We start from the raw sequence: 15,608 nt of genomic DNA, 5'->3' as shown, positions 1-15,608 counted from the left end.
TATTTACACCATATGAATGCACAGGGCTGGATATACTTACCACTACTTCTTAATTTCCTCATAAAGAGGGACCCTGAATAGATGTCTTACTTGAATTTTGAGTAACTTTAAGACAATCTAAATTTTATAAAAATGCCTTTTTATCATAAGCTGGGAGAGATCCCACATAAACGTCACACACAGTTTCGTAAACCAGATGGTACCCTATACTCAGAGCAACTCTTTGGTACGATAGGTTTTGACGGGATGAGTACAAATAGTTATCACGTACACAGACCTACACAGGTTAAGGAGATACGCAAGCAATACTCTGTAAAACCAGAAATTGCTCGTGAAAATAATATGCAGTCATACCGTTTTAAGGGGTTTCAAATCAAACCAGAAAAAGATTATCTGGAGAGTAGAAAACCCGTTCTGACTAACAGTGATTGTACCATTATACTTGCTGCTCCCCAAGAACGCACGCAAGAGTACTTCTATAAAAACACAGATGCAGACGAGCTTATCTTTGTTCATAAAGGAACAGGTAAACTCAGAACTCACTTGGGTAATCTTGATTTTAAATACGGAGACTATCTTTTAATACCACGTGGTGTTATTTATAAAATAGATTTTGATACAGAAGATAATCGGCTATTTATTGTAGAATCTCGCAGGCCTATATATACCCCTAAGCGTTATCGCAACTGGTTTGGCCAGCTGCTGGAGCACTCTCCTTTTTGTGAGCGCGACCTTCGCCAGCCTTACGAGCTAGAAACTAATGATGAGAAAGGTGACTTTGTAATTAAAGTAAAAAAGCAAGATGACATCTTTGAGATGGTATATGCTTCTCACCCCTTTGACGTGGTGGGTTACGACGGTTACAATTATCCATATGCATTTTCTATACACGATTTTGAGCCCATAACGGGGCGCATACACCAGCCACCACCAGTACATCAAACCTTTGAGACAGATGCCTTCGTAGTGTGCAGTTTTGTACCTAGAAAGTATGACTACCATCCATTAAGTATCCCAGCACCATATAATCATAGTAATATAGATAGTGATGAGGTGTTGTATTATGTAGATGGCGATTTTATGAGTAGGGCAGATGTAGAGGCAGGTCACATCTCACTGCATCCAGCCGGTATCCCTCACGGTCCACACCCCGGAACTGCCGAAAAGAGTATAGGTAAAGAAGGTACAGAAGAGCTTGCCGTTATGGTAGATACTTTTAAGCCTCTTAAAGTATGTAAAGATGCAATGAGCATTGCAGATGAGAGTTACTACCAGTCGTGGTTAGATCACTAGGGTGGTTACGCTTTCGCGAAAAATTAAAAAACAACAAATTAATAATACAAAGACAAGTTAAGAGCTAGTGCTACAGACTTGTAAATAAATATATAATATGGCAAAAGACTTAAAATCCGTAGACTACGGACTGGAAAAAATTTTTGAAGGAGCGCAAGATTTTCTTCCGCTACTGGGAACAGATTATGTAGAGTTTTATGTGGGCAATGCAAAGCAGGCTGCCCATTTTTATAAAACTGCTTTTGGTTTTCAATCATATGCTTATAAAGGTCTAGAGACGGGCTCTAGAGATGAGGTGAGCTATGTAGTAAAGCAAGATAAAATACGTCTTGTATTTACATCGCCACTTAACAGTAAGTCACCTATAAATGACCACATAGTAAAACACGGAGATGGTGTAAAGGTGGTTGCCTTATGGGTAGACGATGCCAGAAGTGCTTATGAAGAAACAACAAAGCGTGGAGCAAAGTCATATTGTGAACCTTTTGTAGAAAAGGATGATCAAGGGGAAACGGTAAGAGCAGGTATTTATACCTATGGGGAGACCGTTCATATGTTTGTAGAGCGCAAAAATTATGAGGGTGCCTTTTTACCAGGCTACCGCGTATGGGAGTCAGATTACAATCCGTCACCTACAGGCCTTAAATATGTAGACCATATGGTAGGTAACGTAGGGTGGAACCAGATGAATAAATGGGTAAAATTTTATGAAGATGTAATGGGCTTTGTAAACTTCTTGTCTTTTGATGATAAGCAAATCCACACCGAGTACTCTGCCTTAATGAGTAAGGTAATGAGTAACGGTAATGGTCGCATTAAGTTTCCAATAAACGAACCTGCAGAGGCTGCCAAAAAATCACAGATAGAAGAATATCTAGATTTTTATGAAGGTGCTGGGGTACAACACCTCGCACTAGCAACAGATGATATTATAAAAACGGTTGCACAGCTTAAGGCTCGCGGTATTGAGTTCTTGCCACCACCACCACAAACTTATTATGATGACATCCCACAGCGTCTGGGTGAGCATATGAAGGTGATGAAAGAAGATATCGAGCGTTTACAAGAATTATCAATTCTTGTAGATGCAGATGAGGATGGGTATTTATTACAAATATTTACAAAACCACTACAAGATAGACCTACCTTATTTTTTGAAATCATACAGCGTATGGGGGCAAAAGGCTTTGGAGCAGGTAATTTTAAAGCGCTTTTTGAGTCAATAGAGAGGGAGCAAGCACAGCGTGGTACGTTGTAGTTTTGAGTGCGCTTTCGCGAAAGCGTAATTCCTTTTATTACTCAGAATCACAATATTTTAACGAAAACTTCGTCTTAGAAATAAGGCGAAGTTTTTTTGTTATCCTATTTTTGGAATAACAATTGTATTCTAAGGGTGTAACCACCAAATAACCCCAGAAAATGAAATCAAAAAATAAACATATAATAATAGGTATTCTGCTGGCGGTCTTTGCTTTAACTACAGCTTTTGTGCAAATGCCAGAACCTCCTGTAACTAAAGCGCACAATGACTCGTATCAAGCAGGAGAGTGGCTTAAATTTAGAGTGCATTATGGATTGCTCACGGGTGGGTATGCAACTATAGACATCAAGGATGAGGTGTTTAATGGCAAGCCTGTGCATCATATTAAAGGTTATGGAGAGACTACGGGTATTGTAGGTCTTGCTTTTGGGGTAGAAGATTATTATGAGAGCTGGGTAGATAAAAAGACAGACTTGCCTTATAAATTCTTGCGCAAAATAGATGAGGGTGGTCATACTAAAAACAAAGTGATAGAGTTTGACCAGCAAGCAAATAAAGCACACATAAATGATTTAAAGCATAACAAAAAGACCACTATAGATACAGAGCCGGGTATACAAGATATGGTCTCTGCAATGTATTACCTGCGTAATAATCTAGAGACAGAAGGGTTAAAGGCGGGGGATGAGATTAATCTCACGATGTTTTTTGATGGAGAAAACTATCCTTTTAAGATGCGTTTTTTAGAGCGTGACACTATTAGAACTAAATTTGGAAAAGTAAAAACACTCGTGTTTAGACCACTGGTACAGTCTGGAAGAGTTTTTAAAGAGCAAGAAAGTCTTACCATATGGGTAAGTGATGATGATAATAAAATACCCTTGCGCATTAAGGCAAGCTTATCTGTAGGGTCACTCAAGGCAGATCTTGATGCTTACAAGGGGCTTAAGTATCCTTTTGAGATGGTCTTTGACTAGGGATTTTTGTAAATTGCCATTTAATAAGATAGAGACTATAGCTACACACTTTTTAATCTTTTTTTGAGTTAGAACTTAAGCTTCTATAGTCGCAATTATAAATGAAGAAAACCATACAGCCAGATATTGAAAAAATCATCAATCAGCTTGATGATAAGTATGAAAAAATAGATCAAGATCTAGACGATCACCTTGAGGGCTTGTTACAAAGTAAACCCATTACTTACTGGGATTATATCCATACAGATGCACTCTTAAGTTTACAGATACCGCGCACAAACTTTCCAGATGAGAATGTATTTGTGATGTACCACCAGGTTAACGAGCTTTTATTTAAAATGATACTATGGGAGATAGAGCAGGTTGCTCATCACCCAGATCTTACGGTAGATTTTTTTAGCTCTCGTTTGGACCGTATAAGTCGTTATTTTGATATGCTCACCAGTTCTTTTAGCATAATGCAAGAAGGAATGGAAATAGAGCAGTATATGAAGTTTAGAAAAACACTTACACCAGCAAGTGGTTTTCAAAGCGCGCAGTACAGAAAGATTGAGTTTGCAAGTACAGATTTAATAAACCTTATAGATGCCCGCTTTCGCGAAAGCATAGATCGCAATACTCCTTACGAGCACGCGTTAGAACACTTGTACTGGCAAGCAGCCGGAAAAGATTACAACACGGGTAAAAAGTCATATTTACTCTCTGCCTTTGAGGCAAAATATAAAAACGACTTTGTCGCCTTTACAAAAGAATATAATACCATAAATTTGTACGCTCGCTTTAAAAGCTTGCCTAAGGAAGCTCGTGAAGATAAGAAGCTGCTGGATGCAATGCGCCATTATGATTATACAGTAAATGTAACCTGGGTGATGTCACACTATCACGCAGCAAATCATTACCTCAATAATGGTAAAAAAGTTGTAGAAGCAACAGGCGGCAGTGAATGGACCAAATATATGCACCCTAAGTACCAGCGTCGCATTTTCTTTCCAGATGTCTGGAGTGAAGAAGAGCTTGCAAACTGGGGAAAGGACGTTTAAAACAACATACTTTTAGTGAATTATTATCGCCTCTACATTACACTATTTTTAAGCCTTGCCCTATTCTCTTGTGGAGAGAAGCAAGATGCTACTTCAACACCTATAGATCAAACTCTAGAAACCGAACCAGAAGTGATCAAAGAGTACGGTTACGTACTTGATGATTATGTGGTAGAGAGGGATACTGTGCAGTCTGGTGACAGTTTTGGTAAAATACTCTTTGACTCAAATGTAGATTATGCCACGATTCAAGAAATATCTGATAGTGTAAAAAATGTGTTTGACACACGTCGTATACGTGTAGGAAAGCCGTATATGCTACTTAAATCTAAAGACACTCTTGAGGCAGCTCAGGTCTTTATTTATGAGCAAAATAAAGAGGATTATGTGGTTGTAGATTTTGAAGATGATGTTACTGCTGCTGCAAAAAAGCACCCGGTTACTATCGTAGAGCGCGAAGTTTCTGGAGTAATAAGTAGCAACCTCTCATCTACTTTTGACGATCTAGGAGCTAGTGTTTTAGTAAGTATTAAAATGGCAGATATTTATGCCTGGACTATAGACTTTAATAAACTAGACGTAGGTGACCGTTTTAAAGTGATTTATGATGAGCGATTTGTAAATGATACTGTAGCTGCGGGAGTCGGAAATATAAAGGCTTGCGTGTTTGAACATAGAGGAAGAGAGATTTATGCTTATAGATTTGAAAACGACTCACTACCTGGAGGTTACGACTATTTTGATCAAAATGCCGAAAACTTAAGAAGAGCCTTTCTTAAAAGTCCGCTCAAGTATGGGAGATTGTCATCTAGATACAACTTAAAGAGAAGGATAAAATATTACGGTTACAGAGTAAGACCTCACAAAGGAACAGACTTTGCCGCTCCCATAGGCACCCCTATTCTAGCTACGGCAGATGGTGTGGTGACCAAGTCAGAAAGACGTGGCGGTAATGGTAACTATGTAAAAATACGTCACAATGGTACGTATGACACGCAGTACTTGCATATGAAAAAACGCCTAGCAAAAGTAGGCCAGAGTGTAAGACAGGGCGATGTAATAGGTACTATAGGGATGACTGGTAACTCAGGAGGGCCTCACGTATGTTATAGATTCTGGAAAAATGGTAAACAAGTAGATCCCTTCTCAGAAGACCTTCCAGCCTCAGAGCCTATGGCAGAGGAGTTGCTACCAGTTTTTGACAGTATAAAGAGACCATTACAATTACAGCTAGACAATCTTCCTTTTATGACAGAAGCTGAAGATGATATTACAGAAGAGCAAGAAGCTACAGAGGCTTTACAATAATCACCTAGATATAACAAAATGAAAAATATAAACCCAACTACTACCGCAGCTTGGAAAGACTTGCAAGCGCATTATGAAGAGATAAAAGACACACATCTTACAGATCTTTTTAAAAATGATAAGCGTGCAGAAGATTTTTCAATTCTTTGGGATACATTTTATGTAGATTATAGTAAAAACAGAATTACAGAAGAGACAATGACTCTTCTACTCAAGCTGGCTCAAGAGGTAGGCTTACAAGAGGCTATAGATAGTTTTTTTGGTGGTAAAAAAATTAACGCCACCGAAGGGCGTGCTGTAATGCACACCGCACTTCGTGATGAGAGTGATAACGCTTTCGCGAAAGCGGAAGTAGATGCCGTAAAAAAATCAATACAGACCTTTACCGAAAAGGTGATTTCTGGGGCACATAAAGGAGCTACAGGAAAGGAAATTACAGATGTTGTAAATATAGGTATAGGAGGTTCTGATCTAGGTCCAGTAATGGTAGTAGAGGCTTTACAATATTATAAGACACGTCTCAACACACACTTTATATCAAATGTAGATGGTGACCACGTGATGGAAACCATTAAAGATCTTGATCCAGAGACCACATTGTTTGTCATAGTTTCAAAAACATTTACTACACAAGAGACACTTAGCAATGCTACAACCGTGCGTAAGTGGTTTGTAGATAAAGTAGGAGAAGATGCTGTAAAAAATCATTTTGTTGCAATCTCTACAAATGCAGAAGCTATTGCAAACTTTGGAATCTCCTCAGATAACGTATTCCCTATGTGGAACTGGGTAGGAGGTAGATTTTCGCTATGGAGCTCTGTAGGTCTTTCTATTGCACTTGCTGTAGGGTATGATAATTTTAAAGGCTTACTACACGGCGCGTTTAAAATGGACGAGCATTTTAAAAACACATCTTTTGATAAGAATTTACCTGTAATAACAGCACTGCTTAGTGTGTGGTATAATAACTTCTTTAAAGTAGAGACAGAGGCTGTAATACCTTATTCTCAATACTTACATAGACTTCCCGCATATTTACAGCAAGCTATTATGGAGAGTAATGGTAAGAGTGTAGACCGCAATGGAGAGCGTGTTTCTTATGAAACAGGTAATATTATATGGGGAGAGCCGGGTACAAATAGCCAGCACGCGTTCTTTCAGCTTATTCATCAAGGGACAAAATTAATACCGGCAGATTTTATAGGTTTTAAAAAATCATTGCACGGGGAGAAGAGTCATCACGACAAGCTTATGGCAAACTTTTTTGCACAAACAGAAGCTTTAATGAATGGTAAAACAAAAGATCAAGTAATTACTGAATTGCAAGATGGAGGTTTAAGTCCTGAAGCAATAGAAGAGCTAGCCCCTTTTAAAGTTTTTGAAGGAAATAAACCTACTACAACTATACTTGGTGAGGCATTAACACCAGAGAGTCTAGGAGCGTTAGTAGCAATGTATGAACATAAGATTTTTGTACAAGGCATAATATGGAACATCTACTCCTTTGATCAGTGGGGTGTAGAGTTAGGAAAACAACTTGCCAAACAAGTTTTATCTGATATAGATAGCGATGAGATGACGTCTCACGATAGCTCAACTAGAACATTACTAGAGCGTTATAAATTGTAGTAATTTTCTTATAAAATATATGAAGCGCTAAAACGCCCTGAGAGCTTGATCTCAGGGCGTTTTAAGTTCTATCAAATTTTTCAAATCTTTAAGAAAATAAGTTAACCTTAAGTTAATATTGGTGCTTAGGAAATTAAAGTAATTTTGCACTGCTAATTATTTAATAAATATCATGAAGAAAATTACATTTTTATCATTGATCGCTTTGTTTCTTGTGACAGCTTCGTCACTTGCGCAAGGGGTAACAACAAGTTCCATTGCTGGACGTGTGCTAGACAACACAGAAGGACCATTACCTGGGGCAAACATTGTAGCTACACACGTACCTACAGGTTCTGTTTATGGAGCAGTAACAGATTTTGACGGTTTTTACCGTTTACCAAACCTTAAATCAGGTGGTCCTTACAACCTTACAATTACTTATGTAGGTTTTGAAGATTATGCACTTAACGGTTTTAACTTAGGTCTCGGAGAGACTAAGAGAGTAAGTGTAACAATGCAAGAAAATGCAAATGCACTTGACGAGATTGTAATTACTGGATCTAATAACAGTGTGTTTAACACAAACAAAACTGGTACAGAAACTACAATTACAGAGCGTGACATCGCTACAATTCCCTCTGTATCTAGAGGTATTGCAGATTTTGCACGTGTTACTCCACAAGCTCAGATTACTGAGGGGAACGATGGTTTTTCTATCTCTCTAGGTGGTCAAAATAACCGTTACAACGCTATCTATATTGATGGTGCTGTAAATAACGATGTTTTTGGTCTTGCAGGTTCAGGTACTAACGGAGGTCAGACAGGTGTAAACCCGTTCTCTGTAGATGCTATCGAATCTTTCCAAATTAACCTTGCTCCTTTTGATGTACGTCAGTCAGGATTCTCTGGAGGATCTGTAAACGCAGTAACGCGTTCTGGATCTAACAACTGGGAAGGTAGTGTATACGGTTTCTTAAGAAACGAAAGTCTTGCAGGCAAAACTCCTGTAGATTTAACAAATGAAGGTGACGAGCGTGAGAAGCTTGCAGAATTTTCTGCTAAGACTTACGGTATCCGTATAGGAGGTCCAATTATCGAAGATAAATTATTCTTCTTTGCAAACTATGAGCGTCAAGATGATGAGACTCCTCAACCATTTACATTCTCAAACTACCAAGGAAGATCTTCTGAAGCAGATATCGCAAACCTTGCTAGCTTCTTACAGTCTGAGTACGGTTATAATCCTGGTATTTTTGATAACAACACTAGAACTCTAGAAAGTGACAAGATAAACTTACGTTTAGACTGGAACATTAACGAAAACCACAAAGTATCTATACGTCAAGGTATCGTTGAGGCGACTAACCTAGAAGCTCGTAACTCTGGATTAAGAAACATAGGGTTCATAAACGGATCTGAGTTTTTTGAAACTAAGACATACTCTACTGCATTTGAATTAAACTCTACGTTTGGTTCTAAATATGCAAACAACCTTAAGATAGGATATACATCTGTAAAGGATGATAGAGATCCTTCTGGTAATCCATTCCCTACTGTAGATATTCAAGATGGAGGAGGTACGATCTCTTTTGGGTCTGAGCCTTTCTCTACTGCAAATTTACTTGAGCAGGATATCTTTACAATAAACAACAACTTCCAGATTTTCTCTGGTCGTCACGCTGTAACGCTTGGTGCAAACCTTGAGATTGCTTCTGCTAAGAACTTATTCTTTGCTTTTAACTACGGAGATTATACTTTCGAAGATCAATTTGATGATGCTGGAAACTTAGTTTCTTCTGGACTTAACCAGTTCTTAACTGGTCAAGATGCAGACGTTTTTCAACACGGTTATTCTTTAGTAGGTAACGGTGCTGTAGGTGATGAGTCTGCTGGATCTGCAGATTTTGGAACTTCTCAATTAGGTTTCTACGTACAAGATGAAGTACAAGTAACAGAAAACTTTAAAGTAACAGGAGGTATCCGTGTTGATATTCCTTACTGGGAAGATGGTACTGTAAATGATGACTTTAATACAAGAACAGTGTCTCTACTTACTGCTGCAGGTAAAGATTTACAAGGAGCACGTGTAGGTCAAGGAGTTGATGCTTCTGCTCACATCGCACCACGTTTAGGATTTAACTGGGATGTTTTTGGAAATAATACAACACAAGTACGTGGAGGATTAGGAGTATTTACTTCAAGACTTCCTTTAGTATGGCCAGGTGGTACTTATAACAATAATGGTGTAACTGGTGGATTTAGCTTTATCTTCGGAGAGCCTTTCCAAGCAGATGTAAACCAGCAAACACAAGTTGTTGCTGCAGGTTCTGGAGGAGTAGGTGGAAACATCGACCTTTTTGCTAAGAACTTCAAACTTCCACAAGTAGGTAAATACAACATCGCTATCGATCAAAAATTACCTATATGGGGATTAATCGCATCTGCAGATTTCTTATATAATGATGTACTTACAGATGTTTACTATGAGAACCTTAACTTAGGTGGGCCAGTAGGGAACTACGATGGAGCAGATAACCGTCCATTCTACAACCGTAGTGACGAGATAGATGATACTTATGGTAGAATCATCCTTGCTTCTAACACAAACGAAGGGTCTTCTTATAACGCAACGTTTACACTTAGAAAGCCTATCCAGAACGGTTTCCAAGGACAAGTATCTTACTCTTACGGAGAGTCTGAAAAAATCTTTGATGGTACATCTTCTCAAAACAGTTCACAGTGGAGAGGAATTCAAACTGTAAATGGTAAGAACTCAGATATTCCATTATCTCGTTCTGACTTCTCTTTAGGTAGTCGTATCTCTGCAAATGCATCTTACGAGATTGAGTACGGTGGAGACTTTGGAGGAAAAACTACAATAGGTCTTTTCTATGAAGGAGCACAGTCGTCACCATATAGCTTTACATACAGAGAAGGACGTGATTTATTAAATGATGATTCACGAGATAACGCTCTTATTTATGTTCCAGCAAACCAGTCAGAAATTACTTTTTCTGGTGATGCAACAGAGCAAGCTAGACAATGGATGTTACTTGACCAGTTTATCGAGTCTGACGATTACTTAAGTACTCGTAGAGGACAGTATGCTGAGCGTAATGGTTCAAGAGGACCTTGGAACCACATCGTTGACCTTAAGTTCTTACAAGATATATATGTAAAAACTGGAGATAAGAAAAATACATTCCAGATCTCTTTAGATATCTTCAACTTTACAAACCTTATCAACAAAGATTGGGGAGTACGTAAATTTGTAGGATCTAACGTATCACCATTACAGACAGTTTCAACATCTGATGATCAACCAGTATTTAGCTTTGTAGAGAGCTTACTTGAGTTTGATGATGCAGGAAACGTAATAGGTAAAAACGTAGATCAAATTGATGATTCTGGATTACAGTCTTCAAGATGGCAAATGCAAGTAGGTCTTCGTTATATCTTTAACTAAGAGCTATTATAAATTGTTTGCTTAGGCAATTTAAAAAGCCGCTACTGGAAACAGTAGCGGCTTTTATATTTATGAATTATCTTTGACACTCAACCATAATAAATATACATCATATGTACTCAGTTGTTCAGTTTGTCCACTCTTATTGGGCGTATTTAGTTCTTATCGTTCTTGTTATTGCAACAGTAAATGCCCTTTCTAAATTCTTTAGTAAAAAGGAATATGGAGGTAAGGATATGAGTCTAGCACTGTTTACACTTATAACTATGCACATACAGTTACTCATAGGGCTTGTGTTGTGGTTTGTGTCTCCTAATGGCTTACAAGCGATAAAGGCAAACGGAATGGGAGGTTTATCTAGCCAGGCTAGACAACTTGCGGTAGAGCACCCTTTCCTTATGATTATTGCTGTAGTACTTGTTACTGTGGGGTATTCAAAACATAAAAAACAGCGCCTTTCTACGCCTAAGTTCAAGAAGATAGCAATATTTTATACCCTTGCTTTAATTGCAGTACTTGCTATTATTCCTTGGTCGCAGTGGTTTTAATATAACCCTTTAGACTATACCTTTTATGGATAGTTTTACGCTTTCGCGAAAGCGTGATTAAAACAAAAAAATGTCCGCAATCTAAAATAAATAGATTGCGGACATTTTTATTAACTATTATAAGTTGTTTTATTGATCTTCTTTAATAAGGTATACATACACGGGGAAATGGTCACTGTACCCTCCTGTGTACCCTCCATTTGCAAAGCTTCTGTAAGGGTATCCTTTATAACGCCCTTTAGGGTTGCTTAAGTAGTTCTTATTATAAATACCTGCTTTATAATAGCGGTATGTGCTAAAATCCTTGTCAAGCAAAGGTGCGCTTATAATAATCTGGTCAAAAAGATTCCAACCATCACGATAGGCGAGTGTACCAATCCCTTTTTTAAACATAGGCTCCATAGGGTTGTAAAGCATATCATCTTTGACTTTTTCTTTCTTTCCAGACGCTTTTATTGTTTTCTTAACGCTAGGGCTTGTAGGGTCGTCGTTGAGATCTCCCATTGTAATGATCTTTGCATAGGGGTCATTGCTCTGCAAACTGTCAATTATCTTCATATTAAGTTCGGCAGCGGCGATACGTTTTTTACGACTTCGTGCTTCTCCACCAGAGCGAGATGGCCAGTGATTTACAATCACGTGTATCATATCACCATCCAGCAGGCCAGAAACCAAGAGCTGGTCACGCGTGTACACTCTTTTACTTGTGTCAACATTATCATATATAAGGAGCTCGTGCTTGCTAATGTTAGTCGGTTTAAAAAGCGCTTTTTGATACATAAGTGCTACATCAATCCCTCGTCTATCTGGAGAGTCAAAATGAGCAATGCCGTAATCCTTAGCAAGTAGTTTTGGATCATTTGCTAGTGCTTCTACTGTTTTTCTATTTTCAATTTCTGCAAGGCCTATGAGTGCGGGAGCATTATTTGTTACATCTGCTCCTATTTCTGAAATGACGCGCGCCATCTTGCTTACTTTATCTTGATAGATTTCTTCGGTCCAGTGATCCTTTCCATCTGGTGTGCGATCATCATCATAAGTGATGGGGTCATTTTCTGTATCAAAGAGGTTTTCTACATTGTAAAAGGCAATGGTATGTGCACGATAGGTTTTGTCTTGTTGCGCTTTCGCGAAAGCGGTAACAGTCAGTAAACCAGATAAGGCGAGTACTTTTAGTTTCATAAAATAGATGTGTGTTATCTTTTTGTAAACTCTTTTGCAGAGAGCGTGCCAAAGGTACTGAAACGTTCTATTTTGCCTACTTTTGGCCGAGAATCGTAACGGTTTCTTAATAAAACAACCAAATATTAATCATTTATGAAGCAATTTACTTTATCACTTTTATGTGTGTTTCTAGCAGCCACAGCGTGGTCGCAAACACAAATAAAAGGAACGGTGATGGATGCCATCACCTCTGAGCCGCTTCCAGACGTTACTTTACGTCTCGAAAAGAGCGCTGCAGAAACAATGACAAATGCTATGGGAGTATTTGTACTTAAAAACTTAACCCAGGAAGGAGATCAGATTCTTTTGGTTTTAAAAAATGGTTTTATCACCAAGAGGCTTCCTATTATTCTTACGACTGGGCAAACGCTCAATCTTGATGTGATTACACTAGATGTAGACATCTCTGCAGAGCAGCAGCAAATAGGGTTAATCTCACTTTCTGATAATGATCTTAACAGTGGTGATGATGATCTAGGTAACTTTAATGTGTCAGGACTTCTATCTGCCGGTCGCGATGCTTTTTTAAGCGCAGCCGCTTTTGACTGGAGTGCAACTTTTTTTAGACCTAGAGGTCTCGATAATGCAAATGGCAAAGTGCTCATTAACGGGATTGAGATGAATAAACAGTTTAACGGTAGACCACAATGGGGTAACTGGGGAGGACTAAATGACGCACAGCGTAATCGCGAATTTTCTCAAGGGCTTACTCCTAGTGAATATAGCTTTGGAGGTCTCGCAGGGGTGACAAATATCGTAATGCGAGCTTCACAAGAACGAGAGGGAGGTAGAATATCATATGCTGCGGCAAATGCCTCATATCAAGGTAGAGTGATGGCAAGCTATAATTCTGGTCTTAATTCAAACGGATGGGCATATAGTGTGTTACTAGCAAGACGCTTTGGAGAAGAAGGTTTTCAAGATGGAACATTATATGATGCAAACTCTATGTATCTCTCTGTCGAGAAAAAAATAAATGATGCTCATAGTTTAAACTTTACGGGATTCTATACGCCTAACAGACGTGGTAGAGCGACAGCTATTACAGAAGAGCAGTTTGACCTAAAAGGAAGAACGTATAATCCTTTTTGGGGTTATCAAGATGGTGAGAAGCGTAATACAAGAGAGCGAGAGATAGAAGAGCCTGTTTTTATGCTTAATCACTACTGGACATTAAGCGATAAAACAACAATCAACTCAAACCTGGGCTACCAGTTTGGTTCTATAAAAAGTGGTAGAGTAGATAATGGTAGCTTGAGAAATCCAGCGCCAAACTATTATCAACTTTTGCCTAGTTATGCTTTACAAGATCCTAATCCTACGGCATATGATTTTCAGAATGCATACCTACTAGAGCAGGACTTTATAAATGATGGTCAATTTGATTGGAATTCTTTATATCAAGCAAATGCTAATGGAGGCAATTCTAATATCATACTTCAGGATGATGTGATAGATGATAGCCAGCTTAGTGCAAATGTGATTATTAACTCTCAAGTAACAGACGCTATCACTATAGATGGTAATGTGAGCTATAGAGGATTAAAGAGCGAAAATTATGCACAAGTAAGCGACCTACTAGGTGGAGATGGTTTTCTAGATATAGATAACTTTTCTGTAAGTGAGAGTCAAGACGGTCAAGATGGAGATCTTGCACAGAGTGATGTGCGTAACCCTAATAGAGTAGTAGTAGAGGGTGATCGCTATAAGTATAATTATGATATGGATGCGACCGTAGTTTCTGGCTTTGCGCAGGCACAGTTTACTTATAATAAAGTAGATTTTTATGTGTCTGGTACAGCAAGTAATACATCATACCAGCGCACTGGACTCTATGAGAACGGAAATTTTACAGGTAGTCGCTCTTTTGGACCTAGTGAAAAACTTTCGTTTACAAACGGAGGAATTAAAGCGGGTGCAACCTATAAATTATCTGGGCGTCACCTTATAGATGTAAATGCAGGATATTATTCTGTGGCTCCAGGTATACGAAATAGCTTTAGTAATGCGCGTCAAAACAATGACGTAGTGATAGGCTTAGAGTCAGAGCAAATACAGAGTGTAGATGCAAGTTATATTTTTAGATCACCTATAGTAAAGGGACGTCTTACTGGGTTTTATACTGGTTTTCAAAAAGGAACAGACATAGGTTTCTTCTTTACACAAAATAGTATAGCTGGTACAGAAGCTTCTTTTGTTCAAGAGGTTCTTACAAATGTAGAACGTAGAAATATAGGAGCAGAGCTAGGTATAGAAGCGCAGGTATTACCTACTCTTAAACTTAAGGCTGCAGCATCTGTAGGGCAATACACGTATGCAAATAATCCTAATATATATTATACATCAGATGATTTTGAGGGGCCTCAAACCTTTGGTGATGGGACAACTGCTATTAAAGATTTGCACGTTGCAGGAGGACCAGAAAGAGCCTACCAACTAGGTTTTGAGTATAGAGACCCAGAATTCTGGAACTTTGGACTTACAGTAAACTACTTCTCAAATTCATACATAGACTTTAGTAATCTAGCTAGAACGGCAAACTTTAATCAAGACATAGATGGGCAGCCATTTAATGATTATGATACAGATGTAGCGAGAGATTTACTAAGACAGACAGAAATAGATGACTACTTTTTGGTAAATATTATAGGAGGTAAATCTTGGAGGGTAGGAGACTACTTTGTAGGCTTCTTTGCAACTGTAAATAATGTACTAGATGAGACCTACATTACTGGAGGTTTTGAAGATAGTAGACGAGCAAATTATAGATCAAGCCTAGAAGAAGCACAAAGAGACACCCCAGTTTTTGGTGATCGTCTCTTCTTCGGTAGAGGAACAACATACTATGTAAACGCATACGTGCGCTTTTAATAAAACAAT

10 protein-coding genes are annotated in these 15,608 nt (G+C 38.5%); 9 read left to right on the top strand and 1 reads right to left on the bottom strand.

The window, feature by feature from the left end; translation table 11 throughout:
• The first annotated feature begins 132 nt into the window (after positions 1-132).
• From Q0948_RS04330 to Q0948_RS04295, 8 genes are all read left to right on the top strand, one after another.
• The gene (locus Q0948_RS04330) at positions 133-1,293 is read left to right on the top strand and encodes a homogentisate 1,2-dioxygenase (RefSeq protein WP_038597624.1); all 1,161 of its coding nucleotides are present in this window, start codon (positions 133-135) and stop codon (positions 1,291-1,293) included.
• Positions 1,294-1,390: 97 nt separating this feature from the next.
• A complete protein-coding gene (gene hppD / locus Q0948_RS04325; RefSeq protein WP_298349052.1) occupies positions 1,391-2,551 on the top strand; it encodes a 4-hydroxyphenylpyruvate dioxygenase in 1,161 nt (386 codons plus the stop codon).
• A 161-nt stretch (positions 2,552-2,712) separates the two neighbouring features.
• A complete protein-coding gene (locus tag Q0948_RS04320; protein WP_298349050.1) occupies positions 2,713-3,531 on the top strand; it encodes a DUF3108 domain-containing protein in 819 nt (272 codons plus the stop codon).
• Between the two features lie 101 nt (positions 3,532-3,632).
• A complete protein-coding gene (locus Q0948_RS04315; RefSeq protein WP_038597618.1) occupies positions 3,633-4,571 on the top strand; it encodes a tryptophan 2,3-dioxygenase family protein in 939 nt (312 codons plus the stop codon).
• A gap of 15 nt (positions 4,572-4,586) precedes the next feature.
• Positions 4,587-5,879, top strand: a complete 1,293-nt coding sequence (locus Q0948_RS04310; RefSeq protein ID WP_298349040.1) for a peptidoglycan DD-metalloendopeptidase family protein — start codon at positions 4,587-4,589, stop codon at positions 5,877-5,879.
• An 18-nt stretch (positions 5,880-5,897) separates the two neighbouring features.
• Positions 5,898-7,508, top strand: coding sequence for a glucose-6-phosphate isomerase (gene pgi / locus Q0948_RS04305; protein ID WP_298349037.1), 1,611 nt, complete (start codon positions 5,898-5,900; stop codon positions 7,506-7,508).
• A 172-nt stretch (positions 7,509-7,680) separates the two neighbouring features.
• Positions 7,681-10,956: a TonB-dependent receptor gene (locus Q0948_RS04300; protein ID WP_298349034.1), complete on the top strand. Its 3,276-nt coding sequence runs from the start codon at positions 7,681-7,683 to the stop codon at positions 10,954-10,956.
• Between the two features lie 113 nt (positions 10,957-11,069).
• Positions 11,070-11,504, top strand: coding sequence for a hypothetical protein (locus tag Q0948_RS04295; protein WP_298349032.1), 435 nt, complete (start codon positions 11,070-11,072; stop codon positions 11,502-11,504).
• A gap of 129 nt (positions 11,505-11,633) precedes the next feature.
• Here the strand turns inward: Q0948_RS04295 and Q0948_RS04290 are convergent, their stop codons facing one another.
• Entirely contained in the window at positions 11,634-12,686 is a 1,053-nt protein-coding gene (locus tag Q0948_RS04290) for an endonuclease/exonuclease/phosphatase family protein (protein WP_298349029.1), read from the bottom strand.
• A gap of 135 nt (positions 12,687-12,821) precedes the next feature.
• Here Q0948_RS04290 and Q0948_RS04285 point away from each other — a divergent pair, with 135 nt between their 5' ends.
• Complete coding sequence (locus Q0948_RS04285; protein ID WP_298349027.1) at positions 12,822-15,599, top strand: carboxypeptidase regulatory-like domain-containing protein; 2,778 nt, start codon at positions 12,822-12,824, stop codon at positions 15,597-15,599.
• Positions 15,600-15,608 lie beyond the last annotated feature (9 nt).

Origin of the sequence: uncultured Dokdonia sp., assembly GCF_947496725.1 — a bacterium.
In the GTDB taxonomy this organism is placed as follows: Bacteria; Bacteroidota; Bacteroidia; order Flavobacteriales; family Flavobacteriaceae; genus Dokdonia.
This window is presented reverse-complemented; position numbering and strand designations above follow the sequence as displayed.